Source organism: Streptomyces sp. PH9007 (assembly GCF_059813725.1).
In genome coordinates, this window is record NZ_CM187440.1 from 2323067 (window position 1) to 2337615 (window position 14549).

Genomic DNA, 14549 nt, shown 5'->3' on the forward strand with positions numbered 1-14549 from the left:
CGCCGTCACCCGGACGGCCCCCGTGGGGTGGTCGGGGGCGGGGGCCCGGAGAGACCTTCGGAGCATGGAGCCATCACCGCATTCCACCGGGCCGGCCGGGGGCGGCCCCGGGGGTCACTCCCCCGGCCCCGCCGAAGCTCGCTCGCTGTGGGCCGAGGGACTGGTGCTGTTCGCCGCCATCATGCTGGTCATCGGCGGAATCATGGACATCCTCCGGGGTTCCATGGCCCTGGCGAAGGACCAGATCTTCATCTCGACCCCCGACTACGCCCTGCAGCTGAGCCTGACGCGGTGGGGCTGGATCCACCTCGTCCTGGGGATCCTCGCCGTCCTGGTCGGTCTTGGCCTGTTCCGCGCGGCGCTGTGGGCCCGCGTCGCCGGGGTGGTGATCGCCGGTCTGCTGATGCTGGCGGCCTTCCTGACGATCCCCTACTACCCCTTGTGGTCCGTGGTGCTGATCGCGCTGTACGCGTTCGTGATCTGGGCCCTGTGCGCCGTACGGCCGCCCCGCCGGGAGTGAGCGGCGGGTTCCGGCCCCGCGCCGCGGACGTCCCGCGCGGGCCCGCCCGGCGCGCGGGAGTGCCGGGGCGTCAGCCGGCGGCGGGGCGCGCCACCGGCGCCACCTCGGCGACCACGGCGGACGCCCGCGGCTCCGGCACCCCGGCCGAGATCAGCGTCGCCACCGCGACCTGGGTCCCGTCGTCCACCAGTTCCCCGGTGTTGACGGTCTCCAGCAGGGCCAGCGTCATCGCCTCGAGCGCGGCGCTCAGCGCCGCCGGCGGCAGCGGGGAGTGGAAGACGCCCTCCCGCCGCCCGCGCTCCAGGACGGACCGCACCGCGTCCCTGGCCGGCGCGAGGATCACGGCCACCCGCTCGGCGCCCAGGTCCCGGCGGGCCAGCGCCAGCAGCAGCCGGTAGCGGTCCCCGATCGGCCACATGCCGAACACATGGTGCGCCAGCGCCTGCTCGGGCGGCCCCGCCACCTGCTCGGCCCCGGCCGCCACCGCGCCGCGAATGGCCTCGGCGGCCTCCTCGGCCAGCGCCTCCAGCAGCGCCGCCCGCCCCGGAAAGTGCCCGAACAGAGTGCGCCGTACGACCCCCGCGGCCTGCGCCAGCTCCTCCAGCGTCACATCCGGGTTGCGCCCCAGCTCCTGACGGGCCGTGGCCAGAATGCGCGCCCGGTTGGAGCGCGCGTTGCGGCGCTGCGGCGGGGGGCGTCGCCCGGACGGGATCGGGGGGAGGGCCACCGGCTCGGACACGGCATCCACCTCGGCGCAGTCACGGAACGGGTACCAACGACCCACCTATGGTGACACGGCCGGGGCGCCCCTCCGCCGGCTCAGAACAGCCGGCCCGCCCGTTCCTCCGCCGGCTCCTCCAGCTCCAGCAGGAAGCGTTTGCGCTCCAGCCCGCCCGCGTACCCGGTCAGAGCGCCGCCCGCGCCCACCACCCGGTGGCAGGGCACGATCACCGAGATCGGGTTGCGGGCGTTGGCCGACCCCACCGCCTGCGACAGCGACACCTCGCCCAGTTCCCGCGCCAGCTGCCCGTAGGTACGCCGCTCGCCGTACGGGATCTCCACCAGCAGCCGCCACACCTGGCGCTGGAAGTCGTTGCCGCGCGGCGCCAGCGGCAGCTCGAAACGGGTGAGGCGGCCGGCGAAGTACGCGCCGAGCTGCTCGCGCACCGCCTCGAAGCCACCCGCCACGCGCGGCCCCAGGGCGGCGAGCGGCGGCATCCGCAGATGGCCGGGGAAGTACAGCCCGGTCAGCGCCCCCGTCTCCTCGGCCACCGCCGTCAGCGGCCCGACCGGGGAGTCGATGACCGTGTGCACCACCGGCTCGCTCACCGCCGCACCGCCACACTGTGCTCGTCCAGCCGGTGCGCCCGTGCCCACGCCTCGTCCACGCTCACCCCGAGCCCCGGGCCGGACGGGATCTCGGCCCGGCCCCCGGCGGTCGGCCGGATCGGGTCGGCCAGCACGCCCTCGCGCAGCGGATTGTGCCCCCGGTCGAACTCGAAGATCAGGGGTTCACCGGTGCCCGCGCCGTACGGGACGTCGGGCACCGCCGACAGCAGCTGGAGGGTGGCGGCCTGCGCCACGCCCGTTCCCCAGCAGTGCGGGGACAGCCGGAGGTTCCAGGCGGCGGCCATGGCGCGGATCGCCTGGGCCTCGGTGAACCCGCCGCACTTGGCGACGTCCGGCTGCACGATGTCCAGCTGCCGGCCGGCGATGGGATCGCGGAAACCGTAGCGGGTGTACAGCGCCTCGCCGCCGGCCAGCGGCGGGAGGGCGCGGGCCGTGGCGGCGGCGCGCAGTTCGTGGTAGCCGGCGTGGTCGTGCGGCGGCACCGGCTCCTCGACCCAGTACGGGTCCAGGTCGTGCAGCCGCTCGATGGAGCGGCGGGCGGAGGCAGCGGTGGCGTTGGTGTTGTAGTCGACCATCACCAGCCCGGTGTCGCCGAAGACCTCCCGGGCCACCTGCGTGCGGGCCCGGTCCACGGCCGGGGAGAGACCGATCTTGATCTTGACGGCGCGGAACCCCTCGGCGGCGTTCCGCGCCAGTACGGCGCGCAGTTCGCCCAGGTCACGGCCGGGGGTGACGTAGCCGCTCGACGCGTACGCGGCCACGCTCTCCCGCAGCCGCCCGCCGAGCAGGTCGCCGACCGGCACGCCGAACGTACGGGCCTGGGCGTCCCACAGGGCGATGTCCAGGCCGCTGAGCGCCGCGACGTGGGGGCCGCCGGTGGTGTGGTGGTAGCCGGTGGACAGGGTGTCCAGCAGCGGGTTCTCCCGGACGGCCACCGGCTGTCCGAGCAGCGCGGCGCCGAACTCGGCGAGGAACGGGGCAACCCGGCGCGGCGGCCCGAAGGACTCGCCCCAGCCGTGGATCCCGTCCGAGGTGGTGACCTTGACCAGCGTCGCCACCCGGCGGTCGCCCGGTGCCTTGGCGGTGCCGTAACCGCCGTCCGGCAGCGGGGACTCCAGCGGGAAGGTCTCCACCGCGGTGACCACGGGCCGGGCGGGGCGGCTCACTCGGGGACCTGCTGGAAGCGCCAGCGGTGCACCGGCCGGTGCAGCAGACCGGCCGGCGGGTCGGGGAGTTCGGCGGGGCCGGTGCGCTCCCACCAGGTGATGACGAGCACCCGGTCGGCGGCGGCCGTGAACGTCTCCCGGCGGGCGGGGGCGGGGTCGAGCGCCTGCTGCCGTACCCAGGCCAGCAGTTCGGCGCCCCGGCCCTCGGCGGCCCGCGCCTCCCACATGAGGGTGGTGGTCGTGGTCACGCCCGGCCCCCGTACAGGTTGGCGGCGCTCAGCTCGTGCACATGCGTGTGGGAGTCGGCGTGCGTGTGCGTGTGCCCGGGGATGTGGGTCTCCGTCACGGGCAGCGAGGAGTCCGCGGGCAGATCCAGCCCGGAGGCGGGGCGGTTGCGGGCCACCATCTCCGCGCCGAGCGCCGCCACCATGGCGCCGTTGTCCGTGCACAGCTTCGGCCGGGGCACCCGCAGCGTGATCCCGGCGGCGTCACAGCGCTCCCGCGCCATCGCCCGCAGCCGCGAGTTGGCCGCCACCCCGCCGCCGATCATCAGATGGTCCACACCCTGTTCCTTGCAGGCCCGGACCGCCTTGCGGGTCAGCACATCGGTGACCGCCTCCTGGAAGGAGGCCGCCACATCCGCGACCGGCACCGGCTCCCCGGCCCGGCGCCTGGCCTCGACCCAGCGGGCCACCGCGGTCTTCAGGCCGGAGAAGGAGAAGTCCAGCGGCGCGTCCCTGGGGCCGGTCAGCCCGCGCGGGAACCGGATCGCCTCCGGGTCGCCGTCCCGCGCGTACCGGTCGATCACCGGGCCGCCGGGGAAGCCGAGCCCCAGCACCCGCGCCACCTTGTCGAAGGCCTCCCCCGCCGCGTCGTCGATCGTCGCGCCCAGCGGCCGGACGTCGGAGGTGATGTCGGGCGCCAGCAGCAGCGAGGAGTGGCCGCCCGACACCAGCAGCGCCATCGTCGGCTCGGGCAGCGGACCGTGCTCCAGCTGGTCCACGCAGATGTGCGAGGCGAGGTGGTTGACGCCGTACAGCGGCTTGCCCAGCGCGTACGCGTACGCCTTCGCCGCCGAGACCCCCACCAGCAGCGCCCCGGCCAGGCCGGGACCGGCCGTCACGGCGATGCCGTCCAGGTCGCTCGCCGCGATCCCGGCTTCCTTCAGCGCCCGCTCGACGGTGGGGACCATCGCCTCCAGGTGCGCCCGGCTGGCGATCTCCGGCACCACGCCCCCGAACCGGGCGTGGTCATCGACGCTGGAGGCCACCGCGTCGGCGAGCAGCGTGGTGCCGCGCACGATCCCCACGCCGGTCTCGTCGCAGGAGGTCTCGATGCCCAGCACGAGCGGTTCGTCAGCCATCTCTCTCTATCTCAGCTCTCGTCATGGTGGTCGCCGGGCGCCGGCCGGCGCATCACCAGCGCGTCGTGGTTGCCCGGCTTGTAGTAGCCGCGCCGGATGCCCAGCGGCTCGAAGCCGAACCGGGTGTACAGCCGCTGCGCCCGCGCGTTGTCCACCCGCACCTCCAGGAACACCTCGCCGCAGCCGGCCGCGTCGGCGGCGGACAGCAGGTCGGTGAGCAGCCGGGCGCCGAGCCCGCTGCCCTGGCGGGCGGGGGCCACCGCGATGGACTGCACGTCGGCCTGGTCCCCGGCCACGGCGAGTCCGGCGTACCCGGCCGGGGTCCCGCCCGCCGGGTCCTCCGCGAGGACGTAGTGCCTGCTGCGCCGCGGGCCGGCGGTCAGCGCCAGCTCGGACCAGAACATCCCCGGGGTCCAGGCGTCCTCGGGGAACACCTCGCGTTCCAGGGCCAGCACCGGTTCGATGTCCCACCAGCGCATCGCGCGCAGGGTGACGGCGCTCCCGGTCATGGGGTGACGACCTTGTACCCGGCGGGCACCTGGGCGTCGGGGCGGCGCAGATACAGCGGACGCGGCGGCTCCAGTTCCTCTCCGGCGGCCAGCCGCTGGGCGGCGAGCGCGGCCAGGGCGCCGGCCGAGGCGTGCTGCGGCAGCTCGCGGCGCACGTCCGCGAAGGCGTCGGCGTACAGCAGGGCCCCGGCTCCCACGGCGGGCAGCGCGGTGACCTCGGCGGGCAGCTCTCCGGCGCGGTCCACGGCGGGCCCGGCGACCCGGGTGCCGGTGGCGTCGTACCGCGCCCAGTACACCTCTTTGCGCCGGGCGTCGGTGGCCACCACGAACTCGCCGGTGAGGCCGGCGGCCCCGGCGGCGTGCGCGATGCCGTCCAGCGTGCACAGACCGTGCACCGGTACGGAGCGGGCCGCCCCGAGCGCGGCGGCGGTCACCAGGCCGACCCGCAGCCCGGTGTAGGGGCCGGGGCCGTTGCCGACCACCAGGCCGGTGACCTCGCTGATCTTCCGCCCGGCGGTGGACAGGACGCGGTCCACGGCGGGCATCAGCAGCTCACCGTGGCGGCGGGCGTCGATCTGTTCCCAGGAGGCGAGCACCCGGCCCTCCCCGTACAGCGCGACGGTGACGGCGGGGGTGGCGGTATCCATGGCAAGCAGCAGCACGTCAGCAAGCGTACGGTCTCTCGCGCCCGGCCATGCTGCTGATAGCGTCACCACAGGTTTCACCGGATCCCGCGAAAGGCGGCAGCACCACTGTGGCGCGCAGTCACTCACGCTCCCGGCCAGGGCCCACCGTGGCCGCGCTCACCGTTCTGGCTCTCGCCGTGGTCGCTTTCTTCGCGTACCAGGCCAACGCGGCTCCGGACCGCCCCGGAGCGGGCGGAAAGCCGGATCCGACACCGGTCGAGGAGATCGTGCCGGACAAGCCGTCCGAGACGGACGGGGCCGAGAACGAGAACCCCGCGCTGCCGCCCGAGTCGGGCGACGGGGTGCGGGTGGTCTACTCGCTGTCCGCGCAGCGCCTGTGGCTGGTGGCCGAGGCCCCCGACGGGCTGGGCGAGGAGGTCCTGCACACCTACCCGGCGCACCGCAGCACCGTCGACCCGGAGCCCGGCGCCTACCAGGTCACCCGCCGCGACGAGGCCATTCCCGGCTCGGACGGGGTGCCAATCCAGCACGTGGTGGTCTTCCACACCGACGCCGACGGGATCGTCTTCGGCTTCTCGGCCGCCGTGGACGGGTCGCTGCCCGACCCCTCGGCGCAGGCCCGCACCGGTGGCATCCGCCAGTCTCCCGAGGACAGCCCGCAGCTGTGGGAGTTCGCGGAGGTCGGCACCCAGGTGGTCGTGGTCCCGTAGGCGGGAGCAGGACGGGTTTTCGGGGGCCGGGTGGGTCAGGCCCCGGGCTCCGGCCCGGTCAGCCCGACCCCGGCCCACCGCTCCCCGACGGGGGTGAGGGCGACGGTCCTGGCGTCCTCGCCGTCCTGGGCGATGGCGATGTGCAGCCGGTCGCCCGACAGCTCCTCGACCTTGCCCTCGCCCCACTCGACCACGATCACGGACTCGGGGAGCGAGACGTCGAGGTCGAGGTCCTCCATCTCCTCGAGCCCGCCGCCCAGCCGGTAGGCGTCCACGTGCACCAGGGCGGGCCCGTCCCCCAGCGGGGGGTGGACCCGGGCGATGACAAAGGTCGGCGAGGTGACCGCCCCGCGCACGCCCAGGGCCTCGCCGATGCCGCGGGTGAGCGTGGTCTTCCCGGCCCCGAGATCGCCGCTGAGCACCAGCAGGTCCCCGGCGCGCAGCAGCGCCCCGAGGCGGCGGCCCAGGGCCGTCATCCGCTCGGGACCGTGAACGGTGATCCGGGTGCCCTCTCCGGCAGACGTCGTCATGCTGTGGATGCTACGCGCCGGCGGACAGATGGACGCGCGGCACCCGCGCCCCGATCCGGGTGACGATCTCGTAGCCGATCGTGCCGGTCGCGCGCGCCCAGTCCTCGGCGGTGGGCTCGCCGCCGTCCCCGGGCCCGAACAGGACGGCCTCGTCCCCGGCCTCGGCCAGGTCGCCGCCGAGATCGACCACGAACTGGTCCATCGCGACCCGTCCGGCCACCGTCCGCCATTTCCCGGCGACCAGTACGGGGCCGCTGCCGGAGGCGTGCCGGGGGATGCCGTCCGCGTACCCGGCCGGCACCAGGGCCAGGGTGGTCGCCCCGGGGGTGACGTACTGGTGGCCGTAGCTGACGCCGTGGCCGCCCGGCACCCGCTTCACCAGCGCGAGCTGGGCGCGCAGCGTCATCACGGGCCGCAGCCCGAGGTCGTGCGGCGTGCCCACCTCGGGGGAGGGCGACAGGCCGTAGACCGCGATTCCGGGCCGGACCAGGTCGTAGTGGGTGCCGGGCAGGGTGAGGGTGGCGGGCGAGTTCGCGAGGTGCCGCACCTCGGGCCTGATCCCGGCGCGTTCGGCGATGTCGAGCGCCGTCCGGAACGCCTCCTGCTGGGCGGCGATGGAGGGGTGCCCCGGCTCGTCGGCGCACGCGAAGTGCGACCACAGACCGGTGATCACGACGGTGCCCTCGGCCTCCGCCTCGCGGGCGGCGGCGACCAGGTCGGGCCAGTCGGCGGGCTGGCAGCCGTTGCGCCCCAGGCCGGTGTCCGCCTTGAGGTGCACCCGGGCGGTGCGTCCGCAGGCCCGTGCCGCCGTGACGATCTCGGTGAGCGCCCAGCGCGCGCTCGCCGAGACATCGATGTCCGCCTCGATGGCCTCCCGCCACGGCCCGCCGGGCGTCCACAGCCAGCACAGCAGCCTGCCGCGGTCCCCGGCCGCCCGCAGGGCCAGCGCCTCCTGCGGGGTGGCGGTCCCCAGCCAGGCCGCGCCGGCCTCGCGTGCCGCGCGGGCGCAGGGCAGCAGACCGTGCCCATAGGCGTCGGCCTTGACCACGGCCATCACCTGCGCGCCGCCGACCGCCCGCTCGCGCAGCGCGCGGACGTTGGACCGCAGCGCGGCCAGATCGATCTCGGCACGCAGCCGGGCACTTTCCGGCGGCAATTGGTCGCTCATAGGCTCAAGTGTCGCAGGAGAGAACGCCCGCTCTGCCGCAGACTGGGCCCATGAGGACCGCCTACCGTGTGGAGACCGTACGCGCCGCCGAGAGCGCCCTGATGGCCCGGCTGCCCGCAGGCACCCTGATGACCCGCGCGGCCGCCGGGCTGGCCGCCGCCTGCGCCACCCTGCTGACGAGGGCCACCGGGCGGCCCACCCGGGACCGGCCCACCCGCACGGCCCGGCTGTACGGCGCCAAGGTGGCCCTGCTGGTGGGCAGCGGGGACAACGGCGGCGACGCCCTGTACGCCGGCGCCCGGCTGGCGCGCCGCGGTGCGGCCGTCACCGCCGTGCTGCTGTCCCCCGAGCGGGCCCACCCGGCCGGGCTGGCCGCCCTGCGCCGCGCCGGCGGCAGGGTTCTCACCCTTGCGGACACCTCATCCGTCTCCTCCCTTCTGCGCTCGGCCGACCTGGTGGTGGACGGCATCGTCGGCATCGGCGGCCGGGGCGGGCTGCGCCCCGACGCCGCCCACCTGGCCCAGCGGGTGGCCGACGCCGGAGCCCCGGTGGTGGCGGTCGACCTGCCCAGCGGCGTCGACCCGGACAGCGGCGAGGTGAACGGACCGGCCGTGCGCGCCGCGCTCACCGTCACCTTCGGCACCCTCAAGCCGGGTCTGCTGGTGGACCCGGCCCGGACCCACGCCGGCGAGGTGCACCTCGTCGACATCGGTCTCACCCCCCAGCTGCCGGCCGTGCCCGAGCTGGCCGCCCTGGAGAGCGCCGACGTGGCCGCCCTGCTGCCCCGGCCCTCGGCCGAGAGCGACAAGTACCGGCGCGGTGTGGTGGGCATCGCCGCCGGCTCCGCCCGCTACCCCGGGGCCGCCGTGCTGTGCGTGGCCGGGGCCCTGCACGGCGGGGCGGGCGCGGTCCGCTACGCAGGACCGGCGAGCGATCACGTGCTCGCCCGGTACCCGGAGACGCTGGTCTCCTCCGGGTCCCCCCACCACGCCGGCCGGGTGCAGTCCTGGGTGGTGGGCCCAGGACTGGGCGAGGAGCCGGCCGCCAGGGAGATCGTGGCGGAGGTGCTGGCCACCGAGGTGCCGGTGCTGGTGGACGCGGACGGTCTGCGCGCGCTGGACCCCGACCGTCTGCGGACCCGCGAGGCACCTACTCTCCTCACCCCGCACGCGGGCGAGGCGGCGGCGCTGCTGGGCACCACCCGGGAGCGGGTGGAGTCCGCACGGCTGGCGGCCGTGCGCGAGCTGTCCCAGCGCTACGGGGCGACGGTGCTGCTGAAGGGGTCCACCACCTTGATCGCCGACCCCGATCCCCGGGGCCCGGTCCGCGCGAACCCCACCGGTACGCCCTGGCTGGCCACCGCCGGGAGCGGCGATGTGCTGTCCGGCCTGGCGGGCTCCCTCCTCGCCTCGGGGCTCCCCGCCCTGGACGCCGCCTCGGCAGCGGCCCATCTCCACGGCCTCGCCGGCTCCCTGGCGCCCACCCCGCCCAGCGCCACCACCGTCGCCGCCGCCCTCCCCCGGGCCTGGGCCCGCGTCACCGGCACCGGCACCGGCACCGGCACGGGCGGCGCGGCCTCGTCCTCCCCATCCGCATTCCCCCTCCCCTGATCCCGCACGGATCGCCGGTCATCGGCCCCAGCCAGCCGATCACCGACTCCCCTCCGTGACCGCCCCCTTGGCCGCCATGACCCAAGACTGCCCCACCCCACCCGCCCGGCACACCCCTCACCAGCTCTTTTCACTCGAACTGGTGATCATCCCTCCGCGATGACCACCGCCGAGGCCACGCCCGCGTCGTGACTCAGCGACACATGCCACGAGCGCACGCCCAGCACCTCGGCCCGCTCCGCCACCGTCCCCCGCACCCGCAACCACGGCCGCCCCGAGTCCTCCTGGCAGATCTCCGCGTCCGTCCACCGCAGCCCGCCCGGCGCCCCCAGCGCCTTCGCCAGCGCCTCCTTCGCCGCGAACCGCGCCGCCAGCGAGGCGATCCCCCGCCGCTCCCCGCTCGGCAGCCACAACTCGGCCGTCACGAACAGCCGGTCGGCCAGCTGCGGCGTACGCTCCAGCGACTCCCCGAACCGCGCGATCTCCGCCACATCGATTCCCACCCCGACGATCACGGCGCCACCACCACGCCCCACCCCTCGGTGATCTCCCACCGCACCTCGCCGAACTCCCGCCGCACCAGCACCATCTGATCGCCCTTCACCACAACGCTCTCGCCCGCCCCGTCCCCCCATGCCCCGGCGTCCGAGGCCAACCGCACCGCACCGTCGGCGGCTCCGACCACCAGCGGCACCCCGGCCGCCGCGCCGACCACCGTGTCCGGCTCATCTGCGTGCACCACCAGCGCGGCGAACCCGCCCGCCAGCACCCCCCGCACCTGCCGTACCGCCTCGACCAGTTCACCGCACGAGGAGAACGCCTCGGCCACCAGCCGCGCCACCACCTCGGCATCCGCCACCGGCCCCGGCGTCACTCCCGCCACCGCGCCCGGCGCGCCTGAGCGCCCCCACAGTTCCTCCCGCGCCCCAGCGAGCGCCCCCGCGTCCACCGCCCCCGCCAGCACCACGGCCACCCGCCCGGCACCGTCAAGACCCGGCACACCCCCCAGCCCGCCGATCCCGCACATCCCCGCCGGCAACGGCCGCCGCTCCAGCTCCTCCCGCAGCCTCTCCACCGCAGGTGACGGCCCACCCGGCCCACCAGGCCCACCAGGCCCGCCCCACGTCGCGCCGAGCCCTCCGTCCGCCGACACCACGACCCCCGCCGAGCGCGCCGGACCCTCCGCCCCCACCGGCTCCCCGCGCCGTCCCAACCGCTCAAGACCCCTCAGCAGTACACCCTCGGCCGACTGGCCCCCTGCCCCCGCGTACCCGACGATGCCGCACATGCGGGCAGAGTAGCCCGCCCCCGCGCCCCCGCCACGCCCGGCATGGCCCGCCCCCGCACAATGTTCCCCGTGACCACTTCGCCCCCAGACGTCCCCCCTGGCTCCCCCGCCCCGCAGGCCAGCCCGTACATCGACCTCAGCCGCGCCGAGTGGAGCGCGCTGCGCGACCGTACGCCCCTGCCCCTCACCGCACCCGAACTCGACGCCCTGCGCGGCCTCGGTGACGTCATCGACCTCGACGAGGTACGGGAGATCTACCTCCCCCTCTCCCGTCTCCTCAACCTCCACGTCGCCGCCACCCACCAGCTGCGCAACGCCGTCAGCACCTTCCTCGGCGGCCCTCAGCCCGCCACCCCCTTCGTCATCGGCGTGGCCGGCAGCGTCGCCGTGGGCAAGTCCACCGTCTCCCGCCTCCTGCAGGCTCTCCTCGCCCGCTGGCCCGAGCACCCGCACGTCGCCCGCGTGACCACCGACGGCTTCCTGCTGCCCAAGGCGGAACTGGAACGTCGCGGCCTGATGTCCCGCAAGGGCTTCCCCGAGTCCTACGACCGCCGCGCCCTCACCCGCTTCGTCGCCGACGTGAAGGCCGGCCGCGCCGAGGTCAGCGCACCCGTGTACTCGCACCTGAGCTACGACATCGTCCCCGGCGAGCGGCTGACCGTACGCCGCCCCGACATACTGATCATCGAGGGCCTCAACGTCCTGCAGCCCGCCGCCCCCGGCCAGGTGGGCCTGGCCGACTACTTCGACTTCTCGGTGTACGTGGACGCCCGCCCCGCCGACATCGAGACCTGGTACCTGGAGCGCTTCCGCCAGCTGCGCGCCACCGCCTTCCAGAACCCGGCCTCGCACTTCCACCGGCACGCCGCACTTCCCGAGGACGAGGCCATGGAGTACGCGCTCACCACCTGGCGCACCATCAACGAGCCGAACCTCCGCGAGAACATCGCCCCCACCCGCGGCCGCGCCACCCTGGTGCTGCAGAAGGCGGCGGACCACTCGGTCCGCCGCCTCCGCCTGCGCAAGATCTGAGGAGCTGAAGAGGGAAGAGGGAACAGGGAACAGGGGCAGCGACGAGGACGGAGAGCCCTTCGCCCCACCCGCGACCCGCCCTGTCCCCGCCTACCCCAGCGCCGACTTCACCGCGTCCGCGAGGCCCGACGCGACCGCCCGCGCCTGCGCCGCGTCCGCCGCCTCCACCATCACCCGTACCAGCGGCTCCGTCCCCGAGGGCCGCAGCAGGACGCGCCCGGTCGCCCCGAGCTGCCGCTCCGCGTCCGTCACCGCGTCCGCCAGCTCGGGGGAACGCCCCACCCGCGCCTTGTCCACGTCCGGCACATTGATCAGCACCTGCGGCAGGCGCTCCATCACGGTGCCCAGATCGGCCAGCGTCCGCCCGGTGTCCGCCACCCGCGCCGCCAGCAGCAGCCCGGTCAGCGTGCCGTCCCCGGTCGTCGCGTGGTCGGTGACGATCACGTGCCCGGACTGCTCGCCGCCCAGCGCGTACCCGCCGCGCCGCATCTCCTCCAGCACGTACCGGTCCCCCACCGACGTCTGGAGCAGCCGCAGCCCCTCGCGCTCCATCGCCAGGGACAGACCGAGGTTCGACATCACCGTCGCGACCACCGTGTCCTCGCGCAGCGTGCCGGCCTCCCGCATCGCCACGCCCAGCACGGCGATGATCTGGTCGCCGTCGATGTCGCGCCCCGCCGCGTCCACGGCCAGGCAGCGGTCGGCGTCCCCGTCCACCGCGATGCCGAGGTCCGCGCCGTGCTCCACCACGGCCGCCCGCAGCGGCTCCAGGTGCGTGGAGCCGCAGCCCTCGTTGATGTTGAGGCCGTCCGGGTCCGCGCCGATCGCCACCACCTCGGCGCCGGCGCGCGCGAACGCACCCGGCGCCACCAGGGCGGCCGCCCCGTGCGCCGTGTCGACCACGATCTTCAGCCCGTCGAGCCGGTTCGGGAGCGCGCCCACCAGGTGCGTCACATAGTCGTCCGCGCCGGCCCCGTACTCGGTGACCCGGCCGACCCCGGCCCCCACCGGCCGGTCCCACGGCTCGCCCGCCGCGTGGGCGCGGTAGGCGGCCTCGATCCGGTCCTCCAGATCGTCCGCGAGCTTGTGCCCGCCGCGCGCGAAGAACTTGATGCCGTTGTCCGGCATCGGGTTGTGGCTCGCGGACAGCATCACGCCGAAGGCGGCGTCCAGCGAGCCGGTCAGGTACGCGACGGCCGGGGTCGGCAGGACGCCCACCCGCACCACGTTCACCCCGGCGCTGGCCAGCCCGGCCACCACCGCCGCCTCGAGAAACTCCCCGGATGCCCGTGGGTCGCGCCCGACCACCGCCGTGGGCCGACCGTCACCGGCACTGTCACCGCTGAGCACGCCCGCCGCCGCCACGGACAGCCCGAGGGCCATCTCGGCCGTCAGATCCGCGTTGGCGATTCCGCGTACCCCGTCGGTACCGAAGAGTCGTCCCACTGTCATTCCTCCACGTTCACAAGGCTGACCCGCGTCGTTAACCTTATAAAAGAACGCCCCGACAGCGCGTAAGCACTGTCGGGGCGTCAGCAGCAATCGGGTTAGCGCTTGCTGTACTGGGTACCCTTACGGGCCTTCTTCAGACCGGCCTTCTTGCGCTCGACGGCGCGGGCGTCACGGGTCAGGAAGCCGGCCTTCTTCAGCGCGGCGCGGTTGTTCTCCACGTCGGCCTCGTTCAGCGCCCGGGCGACACCCAGACGCAGCGCACCGGCCTGGCCGGAGATGCCGCCACCGGAGATGCGCGCGACCACGTCGTAGCGCTCGTCCAGCTCGAGCACCTTGAACGGCTCGTTGACTTCCTGCTGGTGCACCTTGTTGGGGAAGTACCCCTCCAGGGTGCGACCGTTGATCTTCCACTTGCCGGTGCCCGGCAGAATGCGCACGCGGGCGATGGCGTTCTTGCGCCGACCGGTGCCGGCGCCCGGGAGCGGCTCGCCGAAGCGCTCGGCGAACTCCTCGTCGGAGGTCGCGAACTCCTCCGGCGCGCTCTCGGTGGTGTACTCCTCGACCTCGGGCACCTCGGTGTCGATGGTCTCGTCAGTGGTGGGCTCGGCCACGATGCTCCTCAGATTCTTTTCGTCTTAGGGGGTGGCCGGGACTACTGCGCGACCTGGGTGATCTCGAACGGGACCGGCTGCTGAGCAGCGTGCGGGTGCTGGTCGCCCGCGTAGACCTTCAGCTTCGAGAAAACCTGACGGCCGAGCGAGTTCTTCGGGAGCATGCCCTTGATGGCCTTCTCGACGGCCTTCTCCGGGCTCTTCTCCAGCAGCTCGTCGTAGCGGATGGACCGCAGACCACCCGGGTAACCGGAGTGGCGGTAGGCCAGCTTCTGGGTCCGCTTGTTGCCGGACAGGTGCACCTTCTCGGCGTTGATGATGATGACGAAGTCACCCGTGTCAACGTGAGGGGCGTACACCGGCTTGTGCTTGCCCCGCAGAAGGGTGGCGGCCTGTGAGGCCAGGCGGCCCAGGACGACGTCGGTGGCGTCGATGACGTGCCACTGACGCTGCACGTCTCCGGGCTTGGGGCTGTACGTACGCACGGTCGTAGCCTTCGCTTCTTCAGTGAATGGGTCCTGACAAGGCCACCCGGTGATCACAGCACCGCCCGCACCCGGTGACGCATACCGGAAGCGGGACCGCTGGAAACC

18 protein-coding genes are annotated in these 14549 nt (G+C 74.6%); 4 read left to right on the top strand and 14 right to left on the bottom strand.

The genetic code is table 11. The features are described from left to right. The first annotated feature begins 64 nt into the window (after nucleotides 1-64). Nucleotides 65-520 (top strand): DUF7144 family membrane protein, encoded by a 456-nt coding sequence (locus ACTFAP_RS10475; RefSeq protein ID WP_495684362.1) that lies wholly within the window; start codon nucleotides 65-67, stop codon nucleotides 518-520. Between the two features lie 70 nt (nucleotides 521-590). On the opposite strand, the gene ACTFAP_RS10480 is transcribed toward ACTFAP_RS10475, so the two are convergent. From ACTFAP_RS10480 to tsaB, 7 genes are all read right to left on the bottom strand, one after another. Next, nucleotides 591-1259 carry a TetR/AcrR family transcriptional regulator gene (locus ACTFAP_RS10480; RefSeq protein WP_500468895.1) on the bottom strand — a complete coding sequence of 223 codons (669 nt, stop codon included), beginning with the start codon at nucleotides 1257-1259 and terminating at the stop codon, nucleotides 591-593. Nucleotides 1260-1339: 80 nt separating this feature from the next. Continuing rightward, nucleotides 1340-1849, bottom strand: coding sequence for a methylated-DNA--[protein]-cysteine S-methyltransferase (locus ACTFAP_RS10485; protein WP_495684364.1), 510 nt, complete (start codon nucleotides 1847-1849; stop codon nucleotides 1340-1342). After that, nucleotides 1846-3036 carry a mandelate racemase/muconate lactonizing enzyme family protein gene (locus ACTFAP_RS10490; protein ID WP_500468896.1) on the bottom strand — a complete coding sequence of 397 codons (1191 nt, stop codon included), beginning with the start codon at nucleotides 3034-3036 and terminating at the stop codon, nucleotides 1846-1848. Before ACTFAP_RS10490 ends, ACTFAP_RS10485 begins: the two co-directional genes overlap by 4 nt. After that, on the bottom strand, nucleotides 3033-3263 hold the full coding sequence (locus ACTFAP_RS10495) for a hypothetical protein (protein ID WP_390122105.1): 231 nt from the start codon (nucleotides 3261-3263) through the stop codon (nucleotides 3033-3035). Before ACTFAP_RS10495 ends, ACTFAP_RS10490 begins: the two co-directional genes overlap by 4 nt. A 17-nt stretch (nucleotides 3264-3280) precedes the next feature. After that, nucleotides 3281-4399 (bottom strand): tRNA (adenosine(37)-N6)-threonylcarbamoyltransferase complex transferase subunit TsaD, encoded by a 1119-nt coding sequence (gene tsaD / locus ACTFAP_RS10500; RefSeq protein ID WP_500468897.1) that lies wholly within the window; start codon nucleotides 4397-4399, stop codon nucleotides 3281-3283. A gap of 11 nt (nucleotides 4400-4410) precedes the next feature. Continuing rightward, complete coding sequence (gene rimI, locus ACTFAP_RS10505; RefSeq protein WP_500468898.1) at nucleotides 4411-4908, bottom strand: ribosomal protein S18-alanine N-acetyltransferase; 498 nt, start codon at nucleotides 4906-4908, stop codon at nucleotides 4411-4413. Beyond that, complete coding sequence (tsaB, locus tag ACTFAP_RS10510) at nucleotides 4905-5570, bottom strand: tRNA (adenosine(37)-N6)-threonylcarbamoyltransferase complex dimerization subunit type 1 TsaB (RefSeq protein ID WP_390122088.1); 666 nt, start codon at nucleotides 5568-5570, stop codon at nucleotides 4905-4907. Before tsaB ends, rimI begins: the two co-directional genes overlap by 4 nt. Nucleotides 5571-5701: 131 nt before the next feature. Here tsaB and ACTFAP_RS10515 point away from each other — a divergent pair, with 131 nt between their 5' ends. Beyond that, nucleotides 5702-6265, top strand: coding sequence for a L,D-transpeptidase (locus ACTFAP_RS10515; RefSeq protein WP_500468899.1), 564 nt, complete (start codon nucleotides 5702-5704; stop codon nucleotides 6263-6265). A 35-nt stretch (nucleotides 6266-6300) separates the two neighbouring features. On the opposite strand, the gene tsaE is transcribed toward ACTFAP_RS10515, so the two are convergent. Together tsaE and alr are read right to left on the bottom strand one after the other, a co-directional pair. Further along, nucleotides 6301-6795: a tRNA (adenosine(37)-N6)-threonylcarbamoyltransferase complex ATPase subunit type 1 TsaE gene (gene tsaE, locus ACTFAP_RS10520; RefSeq protein WP_500468900.1), complete on the bottom strand. Its 495-nt coding sequence runs from the start codon at nucleotides 6793-6795 to the stop codon at nucleotides 6301-6303. A 10-nt stretch (nucleotides 6796-6805) separates the two neighbouring features. Further along, a complete protein-coding gene (gene alr, locus ACTFAP_RS10525; protein WP_390122090.1) occupies nucleotides 6806-7963 on the bottom strand; it encodes an alanine racemase in 1158 nt (385 codons plus the stop codon). A gap of 50 nt (nucleotides 7964-8013) precedes the next feature. Here alr and ACTFAP_RS10530 point away from each other — a divergent pair, with 50 nt between their 5' ends. After that, the gene (locus ACTFAP_RS10530; protein WP_500468901.1) at nucleotides 8014-9573 is read left to right on the top strand and encodes an NAD(P)H-hydrate dehydratase; all 1560 of its coding nucleotides are present in this window, start codon (nucleotides 8014-8016) and stop codon (nucleotides 9571-9573) included. Nucleotides 9574-9719: 146 nt separating this feature from the next. Here the strand turns inward: ACTFAP_RS10530 and ACTFAP_RS10535 are convergent, their stop codons facing one another. Both ACTFAP_RS10535 and ACTFAP_RS10540 read right to left on the bottom strand, forming a co-directional pair. Then, a complete protein-coding gene (locus ACTFAP_RS10535) occupies nucleotides 9720-10088 on the bottom strand; it encodes a holo-ACP synthase (RefSeq protein ID WP_500468902.1) in 369 nt (122 codons plus the stop codon). Next, nucleotides 10085-10648 carry a glucosamine--fructose-6-phosphate aminotransferase gene (locus ACTFAP_RS10540; RefSeq protein WP_500468903.1) on the bottom strand — a complete coding sequence of 188 codons (564 nt, stop codon included), beginning with the start codon at nucleotides 10646-10648 and terminating at the stop codon, nucleotides 10085-10087. The genes ACTFAP_RS10535 and ACTFAP_RS10540 overlap by 4 nt, the downstream gene beginning before the upstream one ends. 273 nt (nucleotides 10649-10921) lie before the next feature. Between ACTFAP_RS10540 and coaA the strand changes: the two genes are divergently transcribed. Beyond that, nucleotides 10922-11893 (top strand): type I pantothenate kinase, encoded by a 972-nt coding sequence (gene coaA, locus ACTFAP_RS10545; protein WP_046723701.1) that lies wholly within the window; start codon nucleotides 10922-10924, stop codon nucleotides 11891-11893. 90 nt (nucleotides 11894-11983) lie between these two features. Here coaA and glmM read toward each other — a convergent pair whose 3' ends face one another. The 3 genes from glmM to rplM all read right to left on the bottom strand — a co-directional run bounded on the left by glmM (nucleotide 11984) and on the right by rplM (nucleotide 14441). Continuing rightward, nucleotides 11984-13339: a phosphoglucosamine mutase gene (gene glmM, locus ACTFAP_RS10550; protein WP_400012891.1), complete on the bottom strand. Its 1356-nt coding sequence runs from the start codon at nucleotides 13337-13339 to the stop codon at nucleotides 11984-11986. 101 nt (nucleotides 13340-13440) lie between these two features. Continuing rightward, nucleotides 13441-13956, bottom strand: a complete 516-nt coding sequence (gene rpsI / locus ACTFAP_RS10555; RefSeq protein ID WP_400012883.1) for a 30S ribosomal protein S9 — start codon at nucleotides 13954-13956, stop codon at nucleotides 13441-13443. A 41-nt stretch (nucleotides 13957-13997) separates the two neighbouring features. Then, entirely contained in the window at nucleotides 13998-14441 is a 444-nt protein-coding gene (gene rplM / locus ACTFAP_RS10560; protein WP_030736222.1) for a 50S ribosomal protein L13, read from the bottom strand. Nucleotides 14442-14549 lie beyond the last annotated feature (108 nt).

What these genes read in the sequence shown, in the direction of transcription:
- alr (WP_390122090.1), bottom strand. Translation starts at nt 7,963, where the DNA reads ATGAGCGACCAATTGCCGCCGGAAAGTGCCCGGCTGCGTGCCGAGATC.
- tsaE (WP_500468900.1), bottom strand. Translation starts at nt 6,795, where the DNA reads ATGACGACGTCTGCCGGAGAGGGCACCCGGATCACCGTTCACGGTCCC.
- ACTFAP_RS10495 (WP_390122105.1), bottom strand. Translation starts at nt 3,263, where the DNA reads ATGTGGGAGGCGCGGGCCGCCGAGGGCCGGGGCGCCGAACTGCTGGCC.
- tsaD (WP_500468897.1), bottom strand. Translation starts at nt 4,399, where the DNA reads ATGGCTGACGAACCGCTCGTGCTGGGCATCGAGACCTCCTGCGACGAG.
- ACTFAP_RS10475 (WP_495684362.1), top strand. Translation starts at nt 65, where the DNA reads ATGGAGCCATCACCGCATTCCACCGGGCCGGCCGGGGGCGGCCCCGGG.
- ACTFAP_RS10530 (WP_500468901.1), top strand. Translation starts at nt 8,014, where the DNA reads ATGAGGACCGCCTACCGTGTGGAGACCGTACGCGCCGCCGAGAGCGCC.
- rimI (WP_500468898.1), bottom strand. Translation starts at nt 4,908, where the DNA reads ATGACCGGGAGCGCCGTCACCCTGCGCGCGATGCGCTGGTGGGACATC.
- coaA (WP_046723701.1), top strand. Translation starts at nt 10,922, where the DNA reads ATGTTCCCCGTGACCACTTCGCCCCCAGACGTCCCCCCTGGCTCCCCC.